Here is a 14902-nt window from a genome sequence, read left to right on the forward strand (position 1 = left end):
GAAGTCGCCCCGAAACGCCCCAGTTTACCGTAACGCCCGATCCGGCAACGCCGGGGCCGGGCCAGAACCCCGTCGGGCGGGGGCGGCCTCCGCCCGGCCCGCGATCCAAATCCGCAGGAGATCCCCGTGAGCGAGAAAATTTTGCACGTCGGCGATGCCGATTTCGACGCCTCCGTGCTGCAGTCGTCCGAACCCGTGCTGGTCGATTTCTGGGCCGAATGGTGTGGCCCGTGCAAGATGATCGCCCCGGCCCTGGACGAGCTCGCCAAGGAATTCGAGGGCAAGGCCAAGATCGCCAAGGTCAACGTCGACCATAACCGGGCGACGGCCATGAAGTACCACGTGCGCTCGATCCCGATGCTGCTGCTGTTCAAGGACGGCCAGGTCCAGGCCACCCAGATCGGCGCCGTCGGCAAGGCGCAGATCAGCCAGATGATCGCCAAGGCGCTCTGACGCCTCCGGATCCGGCGCCTCGCCGGTCCATCGGCCGCGCCCGCCCTGCGGGCGCCGGCCCCGCGGGGCCGCCCCGGCCACGTGAACGCCCCATGTCCGGCCGCTTGCCGGCGCGCAAAGGCAGTGCTAGTTTCATCCCACCCGGCTTCCTTGACCGTCTGCGACATGCCGTCGAAAGACCCGTCCTGGGCCGCACCCCCTCTTGAAACCCGTCCCTGACGTTCCGCTCGCCGCATGCGAGCGCTCGCCGCTTAGCGAGGATTCCCTGCTTGTCCGATAACACCCCAGACGCTGGCGACACCGCCGAGAAGCGCGTGCGCAAGCCGCGCGTCAGCAAGGCCGCCGACAACGCGCCGGCCGCCGTCGCCACCGACAACGCGCCCCGCGCCGAGGCCACTGCGCCCGCGCCCGCGCCGGCCCCGGCCGGCGAACCGGCCGCTTCCGAACCCCGCGCCGACGGCGCCTCCGCCCAGGGTGGCGAGGGTGGCGGCCAGGCGTCGCGCGAGAACCGCGACAATCCCGATGGCCGCGGCAACCGACGCGACCGTTTCCGCAACCGCCGCGACCGTCAGCGCGAGCGCTACCGCGACCAGAGCGGCGGCATGCAGGACGACGGCGGTAACGGCGAGCAGTTCATCGCCCGCCCGCACCCGCAGGTGCCGGAAGGCTTCCCGCTGTACTCGCTGGGCGACCTCAAGCGCATGCCCACGCCGAAGCTGCTCGACGTCGCCGACCAGCTGCAGATCCAGGAAGGCGTCGCCCGCGCCCGCAAGCAGGACGTCATCTTCGCGGTCCTGAAGGTGCTGACCCGCCACGGCGAAGGCGTGGCCGCCGACGGCGTGCTGGAGATCCTGCCGGACGGCTTCGGCTTCCTGCGCGCCGCCGAGGCCAGCTACCTGGCCGGCCCGGACGACGTCTACATCTCGCCCAGCCAGATCCGCCGCTTCAACCTGCGTACCGGCGACCACCTGTCCGGCCGCATCCGCTGGCCGAAGGACGGTGAGCGCTACTTCGCCCTGGCCGTGGTCGACACGATCAACGGCGAGCCGCTGGAAGCGAGCAAGAACAAGGTCCTGTTCGAGAACCTCACCCCGCTGTTCCCGCGCCGCAAGTTCCGCCTGGAACGCGGCGACGGCTCGACCGAAGACATCACGGGCCGCATCCTCGACCTGATGGCGCCGCAGGGCAAAGGCCAGCGCGCGCTGATCGTCTCGCCGCCGAAGGCCGGCAAGACGATGATGATGCAGCAGGTGGCCACGGCCATCACGTCCAACCATCCGGACGTGCACCTGATCGTGCTGCTGGTCGACGAACGACCGGAAGAAGTGACCGAAATGCAGCGCACCGTGCGCGGCGAAGTGGTCTCCTCCACCTTCGACGAGCCCGCCGGCCGCCACGTGCAGGTCGCCGAAATGGTGATCGAGCGCGCCAAGCGCCTGGTCGAGCACAAGAAGGACGTCGTCATCCTGCTCGACTCCATCACCCGCCTGGCCCGCGCGTACAACAACGTCGTGCCGTCGTCGGGCAAGGTCCTGACCGGTGGTGTCGACGCCAACGCCCTGCATCGTCCGAAGCGTTTCTTCGGTGCCGCGCGCAACGTCGAGGAAGGCGGTTCGCTGACCATCATCGCCACCGCGCTGATCGACACCGGCAGCAAGATGGACGAGGTGATCTACGAAGAGTTCAAGGGCACCGGCAACTCGGAAGTGCACCTGGACCGCCGCATCGCCGAGAAGCGCGTCTACCCGGCCATCAACATCAACCGCTCGGGTACGCGTCGCGAAGACCTGCTGATCGAGCCGGAACTGCTGCAGAAGATCTGGATCCTGCGCAAGCTGCTGCACGGCATGGACGAGATCGGCGCGATGGAGTTCCTGCTGGACAAGATGAAGACGACCAAGTCCAACGACGAGTTCTTCAGCTCGATGAAGCGCTGAGTTTCGTTCGACTGGCAGCAACGAAAAACGCCCCGCACTGCGGGGCGTTCTTTTTGGGGCATGAAGATGCCCGCTCAGCGAGGGGAACAGGTCGTCGTGTGATCGACCGGTTTCGTGGCCACACCATCAGCATCGACAAGGGTCGTCCGCCACTTGAAAGTGGCCGCTGGCGTGGTCGACTGTGCTGTGCAATAGAAGTTGGAGGTCAACGGCGAAGGCACCACCCTGGCGTAACTGGTGGACTTGTTACTGCACGTCCACCCACTAGGACAACTTACATTGGTCGTCTTAAGCGTTACGGGGAATCTTGGGTAGCCCGTGAAGTAGTACTTCACCGGGAAGTCCTGGTAATACTTTCCGGGAGAGGAAGGAATACTGCTGATTGCAAATGGCGTACAGCCCGTCCTCCCTTCGGAGTTGAGTCGATAGCCTTTTTCAACCCCGCGCATCGCGGCAGACCGGAAAGTAGCGTTCTGAAGTGCGGCCGCATCGGTCGGATTGGTGTGGAATCCGACCTCGACTATTACGGACGGCATTGTGGCAAGCCGATTTTCGCCGTAGTTGTCGTACTGCGGCGCCGTTTGCACTGGGAATGCTGTGTACGCTGGAAGCGATTGAATCTGCTCTCTCATGTAACAAAGAATGCTCGCACCGAGCTGGGCATCCGCAATGCGCCCTTCTTGAATGAAAACTCGCGTCCCGCGCGCCAAAGGATCGCCAGCATTCGTATGGACGTGAATAAGGGTGCTAGCGCCGACATGATTCGCGAAGAGCGGCCTGCTGCGTATATCCTCATCCCGTTCTCGCAACCCGTCTGTCGATCCAGGCAACGAATGCCATATCTCTGGATTACCTGGATATTGCCCCTGCAAGCTATAGCGAGCGAGCGCCCATCTTCCACCACGACTGCCCGCTCGGCGAATGAAGGACCCCGCTGGTCGACCTTGGGTTCGCCACAACGACACCGCTCCTCGACGCGAGGAATGCCCCAAGCTCCGTGACGAATGTCGGCGTAATGAAGTCCTCCGTGACCCCATTACTGGGATCACGCTGTGGACGCCAATCGTTGAACCCATGATGGAAGTACACGCCATGACCGGCCGAGACAGCCACCTTCCTAGGTTGCACCGACAGTACGCGGGCGCGATGACTCGCGGGCGGCAATACATCTGGGATGTAGTACTCGATCGGCCGTCCATCGAACCGATACCTGACGCCGTCGATGGAAATGATGTCCCTCAGGAGCTCCAAAGCAGCCGTACTCAGTTCGTGCTGAAGATCCTCGAAGGCCGCTCCGTTGAACTTTGGAACGTAGCTCTTGCTCAGATTGATGATCAACGCTCGACTATTTGTGTCCAGCGTGACGTTGACCGACGCGTACTTCGCTTGCCCTTCGATGCGCTCTTGGCGATCCACGATTTTCTGAAGCTCGACGCTGAGCATCCTCTCGATCGCCACCCTGTTCTTAGCCGACAACGCCCTCGCCGGAACTTCGCTGGCCTTCACTTGGGGCAGAGCCGACATGCTGGCGGCGGCCAGCGCTACAGCAAGCACGATTGATCTGGCCAATATGCCCTTGAATGCTTCCATTCTTGCCTTCCCGTGCAGTAGGTGAGTGGTCTTTGCATACGGCCGTGGCGTGCAACTAATGAAGTCCGTGCACGGCAATGCCGCCTGCCGGACAACGCTGCCTTGGACCCCATCAAGGAGCCATAAGACAATTCCCCAATCGGCGCGCATAATTTCTACACGGAGGTTTGAATGCACGGCGGCGGTCTCGAACTGGCACTCGTTTTCCTGCTGGCCGCGGTGATCGCGGTGCCGGTGTTCAAGCGCTTTGGTCTCGGCGCGGTGTTGGGCTATCTCGTCGCGGGCGTGATCCTCGGACCGTACGGCCTGCGTTTCGTCACCAATGCCGACAAGGTGCTCGCCGCGGCCGAGATCGGCGTGGTGATGCTGCTGTTCGTCATCGGCCTGGAACTGTCGCCGGCGCGACTGCGCGTGATGCGCAAGCCGATTTTCGGCGCGGGCGGTGCGCAGGTGGTGTTGAGCACGCTCGTGCTGGGCGGCGCGGCGATGCTCGCGGGCATGACCTGGGAAGCGGCGCTGGCGGTCGGCATGGGTCTGGCGTTCTCGTCGACCGCGGTGTGCCTGCAGCTGTTGTCCGAGCGCAAGGCGATGACCAGCGACCACGGCCGCCTCGGCTTCGCGATCCTGCTGTTCCAGGACCTCGCGGCGATCCCGTTGCTCGCCGCCATTCCCCTGCTCGGTCGCGGCGCAGCGGTCGATACGGAACTTAGCTGGCAGGAAGTCGTCAAGGCGCTCGGCGCGATCGCGATCGTGGTCGTCGGCGGACGCGTCGTGCTGCGCCACATGTTCCGCGTGGTCGCGCGCGCGCAGATGCCGGAAGTGTTCACCGGCGCAGCGCTGCTGGTGGTGCTGGGCACCGCGTGGATCATGCAGGGCGCGGGGCTCTCGGCGGGCCTGGGCGCGTTCCTTGCCGGCGTACTGCTGGCCGATTCCGAATACCGGCACGAACTCGAATCGCAGATCGATCCATTCAAGGGCCTGCTGCTCGGCCTGTTCTTCATGGCCGTTGGCATGAGCATCGACCTGCAGCGCGTGCTCTCGGAGCCGTTGCTGATCGTCGGCCTCGTGCTCGCACTGGTGGTGGTGAAGTTCATCATCCTTTATGGCGTCGGCCGCGGTCCCGGCGGACTCGGCTCGCGCGAATCCCTGCGGCTCGGCGCGGTGCTCGCGCTCGGCGGCGAGTTCGCCTTCGTGATCTTCCACGAAGCGGTGAAGTCGGGGCTGATCGACGACCCCACGCGCGACCGCCTCGTCGCCGCGGTCGGCATGTCGATGGCGATCACGCCGTTGCTGGTGATCGCCGTCGCACGCATGCTGGCGAAGACGCGCGAAGAGGAAACGCGTCCGTTCGACACCATTCCCGATCATCAGCCCAAGGTGCTGATCGCCGGCTTCGGCCGCTTCGGCCAGATCGTCGCGCGACTGCTGGTCGCGCAGAAGACGCCCTTCATCGGCATCGAGCACAGCGCCGACCAGGTGGATTTCGTGCGCCGTTTCGGCAACCCCGTGTACTACGGCGATCCCGCGCGGCCCGACCTGCTGCGCTCGGCCGGCGCGGCCGGCGTGCGCGTGTTCGTGGTCGCGATCGACGGCGTCGAGGAAAGCCTGCACACCGTGCGCACCATCCGCCGCCTGTATCCGGACGCGACGGTGTTCGCGCGCGCACGCGATCGCCGGCATGCATGGGAGCTGATGGACCTCGGTGCGCGCGCGGTGCGCGAGACCTTCTACAGCAGCCTGAGGATGGGCGAGAAGGTGCTGGTGGAGCTGGGCATTCCGGAAGACGTCGCGCGCAACCACGCCGAAACGTTCCGCGACCACGACCAGCGCCTGCTGCGCGCGCAGTACCTGATCCGCGACGACGAGGATGCGCTGCTGCAATCCACACAGGATGCGCGGCGCGAACTGGAAGAACTGTTCAACGCCGACTTCGGCACGGGCGTTCTCGGCGAGATCGCCGATGCGGCGCGCAAGGAAGCGGTCGACGAAGAGGAATGACGCAGCGCCGGCCATCTGCCGGCACGCGATGCGTATTCACGGGTTGCGAAGGCACCGCGCCTGTCCGGCGCGGTGCGGTGCTCAGCGCGGATCGCGCAGGAAGCGCGCCATCGACACGTTCTGCCCCGGCGCCGGCGGCGCGAATTCCGCGGCGATGTCGATGAAACCACGCATGACCGCGATCTCGCGCGGCGTGCGGTTGAGCGAATCGCGCAGGTCCGGATCGGCGCCCGCGCGCAGCAGGAACTGCACCACGCGCAGCAGGCCGTGCAGCGCCGCCAGGTGCAGCGGGCCGAAGCCGCGCGGGTCCTTGGCGTCGAGCGAGGCTTCGTGGTCGATCAGCAACTGCAGGCCGGCGATCAGCACGTCCTCGTCGGCCGCGCTGCCGGGTTCGGCGCGCGCGCCGAGCAGCAGCAACAGCGGCGTCGCGCCGGCCGCGGGCTGGTCGGCATCGACGCCGGCCAGCAGCAGCGTGTCGAACAAAGCAACCAGACGCGAACGTTCGCGCGCGTTGAAGCCGTACATCGCCGCGCAATGCAGCGCCTGGCGTCCCTGCGAGTCGCAGGCCTGCACATCGGCACCTGCGGCGAGCAGGCGCGCGGCGAGGTCGGTGAGACCGAGCGCGCAAGCCACCATCAACACCGTGAGATCGCCCGGCAGTCGCTGTTCCAGCGGCGCGCCCGCGGCGATCAGGCGATCGACGATTTCGGCGTGGCGCATGCTCACCGCCGCCGACAGCGCGGTCGCACCGGAATGCGCGGCAAGTTCGGGATCGGCGCCGCGCGCGAGCAGCAGGTCGACCACGGCGCGATGACCGCCACCGGCCGCGCGCAGCAGCGCCGTGCAGCCCTGTGCGTCGACGGCATCGACCGGAAGGCCGAGGTCAAGCAGACGGCGCACCGCGTCCGCATCACCGACGATGGCAGCGGCCGGTACGTCCTGCGCGTGCAACGGACGCCGCGGCAGCGGCCAGCCGCGCCAGTCGAGCCAGTCGGCGAGATCGCGGCGACCCGATGCCAGCGCCACGCCGAGCGGGGTCTGGCCGTCCGCGGCGAGCAGGTCGGGCGCGGCGCCTTCCGCGACAAGACGCTTGAGCATGCCGTCGCGACCGAGCGCGGCGGCGAGATGGAGCGCGCTCATGCCGTGGCTGTCGCGTGCGTTGAGGTCGGAGCCGATCGCAAGCAGACGATCCATCACGCGCGTCCACGCCAGTCGCACCGACAGCGCCAGCGGCGGATCGCCCGCGGGCGAGCGTCCGAACGGATCGGCGCCGCGTTCGAGCAGCTCCACCGCGAGCGATTCGAGGTTCTCCACGTCGCGACCGCTGGCGTGACACGCGGCGAGGAAGCGCGCCAGACCGCCGGCACCGGCCGGCGAGACGCCGTGGCGCAGCAGCGCGCGCACCGACGGCTCGGCTTCGGGACCGCGCGCGAGCAGCGCCTGCATCGGCGTATCGCCTTCGCTGTCGCGCACTTCCGGGTCGGCGCCCTGCGCGAGCAGCCATTGCACGCGCTCGGCGGAGGCAACGGCGTCCTCGTCGTGCAGAAGCGCCCCGCGTTCGCGCGCGCTCAGCAGCTGGGCGAGTCCGCCGAGTTGTTCGGCGCGTCCGTCGCGCAGACCATCGCGCAGCAGCACGGTGGGTGCACGGTCGGGCAGCGGCGCGTCGTCCTCGACGTCCCCGCTCAGCGCGGCCGGCAGCGGATATGCGCGATCGAGCGCGGCGACCAGCGACCAGCGACCGGCCTCGGCGGCGCGATCGATGGCGCGCTTGCCTTCGACGTCGCGCTGCTCGGCATCGACGCCCAGGTCGATCAGGCGCTGCACCAGTTCCGGCGACGGCGCTTCGGACATGCACGCCAGCACCAGCGCATTGCGACTGCGCGCATCGGCGCTCGTCGCTGCTTCCGCGCCGCGGCGCGGGAGGTGCTCGAGTAGACGCTCGATCACCTCGAGGCGACCACCGCGCGCGGCTTCGAGGAACGGCGTGCGTCCGTCTTCGTCGCGGATGCCCGCGTCGGCACCGGCCGACAGCAGCGTCGTCACGACTTCGAGATGTCCGGCGAACGCAGCCTCATGCAGCGCGGTGCGACCGCGGCGATCGCGCGCATCGACCTTGGCCTTCTGCTTGAGCAGCAGGCCGACGCCGGCTGCATCGTCTTCCTCACCACCGGCGGCGGCGAGCAGCGCCGGCTGGCCGCCCGCGGGCTCGGGGCGCGCGCCGCGTTCCAGCAGGAATTTCGCCAGCCGCCAGTTGCCGACCGCGCAGGCCACGCCGAGCGGCGACTGGCCGTCGCGATTGAGCGGATCGAGGTCGGCCGCGGCATCGCGCAGCAGCGCGGCCACGCCGGGGTCGGAACTGCGCGCGGCGTGGTGCAGCGGCGTGTTGCCTTCCGCGTCGGTCAGGCGCGGGTCGGCGCCGTTGGCGAGCAGGGTCATCACCGCGTCCGGCCGGCCGTGCCAGCTGTCGCGGGTGGCGGCCAGCAGCGGCGTCACGCCGGCGTGGCTGGCATTGAGGTCGATGCCGTGCGCGATCAGCGCACGCAGCAGGCGCAGGTCGGGCAACACCGCGGCAAGTACGGCGAGATTGCGCTGGTCGCGGTCGTCCGCCGGCGGCGGTGCAGTCACGTCGGCGCCGAGTTCGATCAGCTCCATCGCGCGTTCGACGCGGCCGGCACGCGCGGCGGCATAGAGCGCCGGGGCCATCGGCTCGCCTTCGGCGACGGCGATCGCGGGCTCTTCGTCCTCGTCGTCGTCCTCGTCGTCATAGGCGAATCCGGGCAGCGGTTCGGCCGGTTCGGTCTGTTGCAGCAGCGCGTGCAGCGCGGGCGCGGCGAGCGCGAACAGCGCGGCGAGCGTCCAGCGCGCGCCGGTACCGAGCAGGCCCGGCCACGCCAGCAGCAGGACGACCAGCGCCGCGGCCAGCACGATCGCCGCCACGCCGAGTCCGCGCCACGCGCCGAGTTCGAGTTCACCGAGCGCGTGCCAGTGCTCGCGCAGCGGGCCGCCTTCGCGTTCCAGGCCCAGCCACAGCGGCCACACGCGCCACAGGCCGAGCAGGACCACGCCGACCACCGCGCTCAGGCCCAGGGCCGCGGCGAGCGAGCCGGTCCCAAGCAGCGACGACAGCGGCCATGCGACCACCGCGGCGAGCACGGCCGTGGCCGCGACCCAGGCCAGCAGCAGCGAACCGCCGTCGCGAAGGAGATCGCGGCGTGCGGGCAGGCCGCCGTCGCGCCAGGCGCGTACGCCGAGCGCGTTCAACGGTTGGGCTAGGACGGCAGCGACGGCCGCGACCGCACCGCCGAGACCGGCGAGCAGTCCGAGCACGACGCCGCCCGCAAGCAGCGCACCGGCGCGCATCGGCAAGGAAGCCGGCGCGCCCGGCCGGCGGGAGGACGTCGTCGGCTCAGGCATCGGTGCCCCAGTCCTCCTTCATCGGATCTTCCACGGTCGGCGGGAACTGCAGGTGGAACCCGCGTTCGACGAGGTTACCGCGGACCACGGTGGCGTCCTCGCGGGCGAGTCTGCGCTCCGGCGTGAGGGCGACCTCGAGCACGAACTGCAGCGTGCCCAGCTGCGTGCGCAGCGGTTCGGGCAGGCGAGCGAAGTCGTCGCGCGTGGCGAGATAGACGTAGGTGTCGGCCTTGCGGAGGCTCTTGTATACGTAGGCTTGCATCGGTCGGGGCAGCGGCGCGCTGGGGGAAGGCGCGGCGAAATGTTCGCCACAGCATACCCGCGCAACGAGCAGATTCGGCAACCGCGATTCGGCCTGCGTAAAGGCCGTGTCCGAGCACCCCGTCGCGGCCGCGCAGGGCGCGGCCGGATCGCGGGCGGGTTCAGTGATAACCGGCGTCGGGCGCGACCTTGCCCTTGAACACGCTGTACGACCAGTACGTGTAGCCCAGGATCGCCGGCAGCAGCACGATCAGGCCGACCAGCACGAAGCCCTGCGAGGACGGGTGCGAGGCCGCATCCCAGATGGTCAGGCCCGGCGGCACGATGTTCGGCCAGATGCCCAGCACCAGGCCGGCGAAGCCCAGCGCGAAGAAGCACAGCGTCAGCACGAACGGCGCCGCATCGCGGCCCTGGCGCATCGCCGCGCGCCACAGCGCGAACGCGTTGAACAACGCCAGCAGCGGCACCGGCGCCAGCCACCAGAAATTCGCGCCCTCGAACCAGCGCGCCATGATCCGCGAGTCGAGGAACGGCAGCCACGCGCTGACCAGCCCCATGAACGCGACCACCACCAGCACCAGCGGCCGCGTCAGTCCGCGCGCGATCTGCTGCATGCGCCCTTCGGTCTTCAGGATCAGCCAGGTCGAGCCGAGCAGCGCGTAGCCGAACACCACCGCCACGCCGGTCAGCATCGAGAACGGACTGAACCAGCCGAACGCGCCGGCCATGTACTTGCCGTCCTGCAGCGGCATGCCTTCCACCAGCGCGCCCAGGATCACGCCCTGCGCGAACGCGGCGAACATCGAACCCAGCGCGAACGCCGCGCCCCACGCCGGCTTGGCGCGCTGCGCCTTGAAGCGGAACTCGAACGCGACGCCGCGGAACACCAGCGCGATCAACATCAGCAGCACCGGCAGGTACAGCGCCGAGAGAACAACCGCGTACGCCTTGGGGAAGGCCGCGAGCAGGCCCGCGCCACCGAGCACCAGCCAGGTTTCGTTGCCGTCCCAGATCGGCGCGGCCGTGTTCATCATGTGGTCGAGCTGGTGCTCGTCCTCGGCGAACGGCGCGAGGATGCCCAGGCCGAGCACGAAGCCGTCGAGCACGACGTACATCAGCACGCCGAAGCCGATCACGCCGAACCAGATCACCGGCAGTACGGTCGCCATGTCCATCAGACGCCCTCCTCGAGGTTCTCGCCCGCGGCCGAGAGCGGACGCGCGGGTGTCTTCTCGCCGCCCGCGGTGTGCTGCGGCGGCTCGTGCGGCAGCGGGCCCTTCTTCACCAGACGCGTGAGGTACCAGATGCCGGCGCCGAACACGATCGCGTACACCACCGCGTACACGATCAGCGAGGTCAGCACGCTCGATGCGGCGAGGATCGGGCTGACCGCATCGGCGGTGCGCAGCAGTCCGTAGATCACGTACGGCTGGCGGCCGATCTCGGCGACGTACCAGCCCGAGAGGATCGCGACGAATCCACCCAGCGTCAGCAGGCGCCAGCCGTGCAACGCCACGCGCGATTGGTACAGCCGGCGTCGCCAGAACAGATACAGCGACCACAGCACGAGCACCAGCATCAGCGTGCCGACGCCGACCATCACGCGGAACGCGTAGAACACCGGCTTCACCGGCGGTCGCTCGCTCGCGGGCACGGACTTGAGCGGTGGGATCTCGCCGTCGAGCGTGTGCGTGAGGATCAGGCTGCCGACCTGCGGGATGGCGATTTCCAGATCGTTGCGCTCGGCCTTCTCGTTGGGCACGGCGAACAGGATCAGCGGAATACCCTCGCCCTTGGGCTGGTGTTCCCAGTGCCCTTCCATCGCCGCGACCTTGATCGGCTGGTACTCCAGCGCCTTCAGACCGTGCTGGTCGCCGACGAAGACCTGCGCCGGCACCGTGATCGCGGCGAAGATCACCGCCGCCTTGAGCATGCGTTTGCCCGCATCCACGTGCACGCCACGCAGCAGGTACGACGCACCGACGCCGCCGATCACGAAGCACGTGGTGATGAACGCCGCCAGCACCATGTGCGCCAGGCGCAGCGGGAACGACGGATTGAACACGATGTCCCACCAGCTGTCGGGCTGGAGCACGCCATCGACGATCGTGTAGCCCTGCGGCGTCTGCATCCAGCTGTTGGCGGAGATGATCCAGAACGTCGAGATCAGCGTGCCCAGTGCGACCATCAGTGTCGAGACGAAATGCATCTTCTCGCTCACGCGGCCCCAGCCGAACAGCATCACGCCGAGGAAGGTCGCTTCGAGGAAGAACGCGGTCAGCACTTCGTAGCTGAGCAGCGGACCGAGGATGTTGCCGGCCTGCTCGCTGAGCGTCGCCCAGTTCGTGCCGAACTGGAAACTCATGACGATGCCCGACACCACGCCCATGCCAAAGGACACGGCGAAGATCTTGATCCAGAAGAAGTAGAGGTCCCGCCAGAGGGTGTCGCGGGTGCGCAGCCAGCGCCATTCGGCGAAGGCCAGCCAGCTCGCCAGGCCGATGGTGAAGGCGGGGAACAGGATGTGGAACGAGATCACGAAACCGAACTGGATCCGCGACAACAGCAGGGCATCCACGGCGTTACTCCGGTGCTAACCACGCTGAGGCGGCATTGTGCGCCGCGTCATGTGAAGAGGAAAGGCCGACCATGACGCATGACCCGATCCGGCAAAGCTCGGGACTGATACGCTGCGCCGGTTTTGTCCAATCGTGCCGGTACGAACTCATGCCATCGCGTCCCATCCGTTTCGCTCCCGCCGCATCCGCCTTCGCGGTGTCCGCCCTCTTCCTGGCCTGCGCCGCGCATGCGCAGACGCCGGTCACCCTGACCGAAACGATGGCCGATCCGGACTGGATCGGTCCGCCGGTCGAACAGGCCTGGTGGGCTTGGGACGGTCAGCGCGTGCAGTACCAGCTCAAGCGCGAAGGCGCGGCGATCCGCGACACGTGGCAGCAGGGCATCGCCGGCGGCTCCGCGGCGAAGCTCGATGGTGCCGCACGCGCGGACCTCGACGCGCCGCGCGCGCAGATCGACGCCGCACGCACGCGCATGGCGTTCGTGCGCAACGGTGACGTGTTCGTACGCGACCTGCGCAACGGCGCGCTGACCCAGGTCACGCGCAGCAACGAGGACGAGGCGCAGCCGCTGTGGAGCAGCGACGGCAACCTCATCTTCCGCCGCGGCAACGACTGGTTCCAGTGGCGTGCCGGACAAGGCACGAGCGAAGCGGCGATCGTGAAGGCTTCGATGGATCCCAACACCGCGCCGAAGGCCGACGATCTGCGCGATCGCCAGCTGGCGATGGTGACCACGCTGAAGACCGACCGCGACCAGCGCGAGGCCGCGAAGAAGCAGCAGGAAGCATGGCGTCGCGCCGATCCCTCGCGTGCTCCGTCGCCGGTGTACCTCGGCGACGACGTGGCGATCGACGACAGCGCGCTTTCGCCCGACGGCAAGTGGCTGCTCGTGGTGACGACGACCAAGGGCGCCGACGCCGGCAAGGGCGGCAAGATGCCCAAGTACGTGACCGAGTCGGGTTACGAGGAATTCGAGGACGTGCGCACGCGCGTCGGCCGCAACGCGCCGCTGCCGCACAAGTTGTGGCTGGTCGATGTCGCCAACGCGAAGGCCAGCGAGGTCAAGTTCGATTCGCTGCCGGGCATCAAGGACGATCCGCTCGCGGCGATGCGCAAGGCGGCGAAGCAGGACCCGATCAAGGGCGACCGCGCGGTGCGCATCGAAAGCGACGGCGACGGTTCCGGCCCGGCGATCCACTGGAGCGCCGATTCCAGCCAGGTCGCGCTGCTGGTGCGCGCGATCGACAACAAGGACCGCTGGATCGCCGGCGTCGATCTCGCCAACGCGAAGCTGGTCACGCGAGATCGCCTCACCGACAACGCGTGGATCAACTGGGGTTTCAACGAGTTCGGATTCACCGGCGACAATGCGCTGTGGTTCCTGTCCGAACGCAGCGGCTACTCGCACCTGTACGTCAACGAAGGCGGCAAGTCGCGCGCGCTGACGTCGGGCAAGTGGGAAGTGTCGTCGCCGACGCTGTCGGCGGACGGCCGCACGTTCTACTTCACCTGCAACCGCAAGTGGCCGGGCGACTACGAAGTGTGCGCGGTCGACCGCAGTGGCGGCGACGTGCGTGAAGTCACCTCGCTCGACGGCGTGGAGGACTTCTCGCTCTCGCCGGACGGTTCGAAGGTGCTCGTGCGCCATTCGTCCAGCTACATGCCGCCGCAGCTGTCGGTGGTGAATGCCGCCGGTGGTGCCGCCACGCAGCTGACCGACACGCGCAAGCCCGAGTTCAAGGGCCGCGAATGGATCCAGCCCGAATACGTACAGGTGCCGAGCAAGCATGGCGCCGGCGTGGTGTGGGGCAAGTTCTACGGTCCGAAGAATTACGAGCCGGGGAAGAAGTATCCGATCGTGATGTTCGTGCACGGCGCGGGTTACCTGCAGAACGTGTCGGAGCGTTACCCGAACTACTTCCGCGAGCAGATGTTCCACAACCTGCTGGTGCAGCAGGGCTACGTCGTGCTCGACCTCGACTACCGTGCGTCCGAAGGTTACGGCCGCGACTGGCGCACGGCGATCTATCGCCAGATGGGTCATCCGGAACTCGAGGATTACCTGGACGGCCTGGACTGGCTGGTCGCCAACAAGCAGGGCGACAAGGATCACGCCGGCATCTACGGCGGTTCCTACGGCGGCTTCATGACCTTCATGGCGCTGTTCCGTTCGCCGGGCACGTTCAAGGCCGGCGCCGCGCTGCGCCCGGTGGCGGACTGGTCGCAGTACAACCACGAGTACACCAGCAACATCCTCAACACGCCTGAACTCGATCCGCAGGCCTACAAGGCGTCGTCGCCGATCGAGTACGCCGACAAGCTGCAGGACAACCTGCTGATCGCGCACGGCATGATCGACGACAACGTGTTCTTCAAGGATTCGGTCGTGCTGACCCAGCGCCTGATCGAACTGCGCAAGGACAAGTGGGAGATCGCGCCGTACCCGCTGGAACGCCACAGCTTCACGCGTTCGGACAGCTGGTACGACGAGTACCGTCGCATCCATGAGCTGTTCGAGCGGACGCTGAAGTAAGCGCTTGCTTCTCCCTCCAACGTTGCGCCGTCCCTCTCCCCTTGCGGGAGAGGGACAGACCGCCGAAGGCGGTCAGGGAGAGGGCTGCCGCACCGCCCTCCCCTCTCCCTCGGCCGCTTCGCGGCCTTTCCCTCTCC

General features: G+C 67.7%; 10 protein-coding genes. 4 read left to right on the forward strand and 6 right to left on the reverse strand.

Translation table 11 applies throughout. The features are described 5' to 3' along the window. The first annotated feature begins 126 nt into the window (after nt 1-126). Nucleotides 127-453 carry a thioredoxin TrxA gene (trxA, locus tag FOF45_RS05845; RefSeq protein WP_158983044.1) on the forward strand — a complete coding sequence of 109 codons (327 nt, stop codon included), beginning with the start codon at nt 127-129 and terminating at the stop codon, nt 451-453. A gap of 269 nt (nt 454-722) precedes the next feature. Next, nucleotides 723-2390: a transcription termination factor Rho gene (rho, locus tag FOF45_RS05850; protein ID WP_158983045.1), complete on the forward strand. Its 1668-nt coding sequence runs from the start codon at nt 723-725 to the stop codon at nt 2388-2390. 74 nt (nt 2391-2464) lie between these two features. Here the strand turns inward: rho and FOF45_RS18505 are convergent, their stop codons facing one another. Then, nucleotides 2465-3355 (reverse strand): N-acetylmuramoyl-L-alanine amidase, encoded by an 891-nt coding sequence (locus FOF45_RS18505; RefSeq protein WP_425481894.1) that lies wholly within the window; start codon nt 3353-3355, stop codon nt 2465-2467. Next, the gene (locus tag FOF45_RS05860) at nt 3264-3980 is read right to left on the reverse strand and encodes a hypothetical protein (RefSeq protein WP_158983047.1); all 717 of its coding nucleotides are present in this window, start codon (nt 3978-3980) and stop codon (nt 3264-3266) included. Before FOF45_RS05860 ends, FOF45_RS18505 begins: the two co-directional genes overlap by 92 nt. 171 nt (nt 3981-4151) lie before the next feature. Here FOF45_RS05860 and FOF45_RS05865 point away from each other — a divergent pair, with 171 nt between their 5' ends. After that, on the forward strand, nt 4152-5978 hold the full coding sequence (locus tag FOF45_RS05865; RefSeq protein WP_158983048.1) for a monovalent cation:proton antiporter-2 (CPA2) family protein: 1827 nt from the start codon (nt 4152-4154) through the stop codon (nt 5976-5978). An 81-nt stretch (nt 5979-6059) separates the two neighbouring features. Here the strand turns inward: FOF45_RS05865 and FOF45_RS05870 are convergent, their stop codons facing one another. The 4 genes from FOF45_RS05870 to FOF45_RS05885 form a co-directional block, all read right to left on the reverse strand. Next, the gene (locus FOF45_RS05870; protein WP_425481895.1) at nt 6060-9392 is read right to left on the reverse strand and encodes an ankyrin repeat domain-containing protein; all 3333 of its coding nucleotides are present in this window, start codon (nt 9390-9392) and stop codon (nt 6060-6062) included. Further along, nucleotides 9385-9654 (reverse strand): YcgL domain-containing protein, encoded by a 270-nt coding sequence (locus FOF45_RS05875; RefSeq protein WP_158983049.1) that lies wholly within the window; start codon nt 9652-9654, stop codon nt 9385-9387. The genes FOF45_RS05870 and FOF45_RS05875 overlap by 8 nt, the downstream gene beginning before the upstream one ends. A gap of 160 nt (nt 9655-9814) precedes the next feature. Next, nucleotides 9815-10828 carry a cytochrome d ubiquinol oxidase subunit II gene (cydB, locus tag FOF45_RS05880; RefSeq protein ID WP_158983050.1) on the reverse strand — a complete coding sequence of 338 codons (1014 nt, stop codon included), beginning with the start codon at nt 10826-10828 and terminating at the stop codon, nt 9815-9817. Further along, on the reverse strand, nt 10828-12231 hold the full coding sequence (locus tag FOF45_RS05885) for a cytochrome ubiquinol oxidase subunit I (protein ID WP_158983051.1): 1404 nt from the start codon (nt 12229-12231) through the stop codon (nt 10828-10830). Before FOF45_RS05885 ends, cydB begins: the two co-directional genes overlap by 1 nt. A gap of 149 nt (nt 12232-12380) precedes the next feature. Between FOF45_RS05885 and FOF45_RS05890 the strand changes: the two genes are divergently transcribed. Next, nucleotides 12381-14765, forward strand: coding sequence for a S9 family peptidase (locus FOF45_RS05890; RefSeq protein ID WP_158983052.1), 2385 nt, complete (start codon nt 12381-12383; stop codon nt 14763-14765). Nucleotides 14766-14902: the final 137 nt, after the last annotated feature.

Source organism: Lysobacter panacisoli (assembly GCF_009765165.1).
Lineage (GTDB): Bacteria > Pseudomonadota > Gammaproteobacteria > Xanthomonadales > Xanthomonadaceae > Lysobacter_J > Lysobacter_J panacisoli.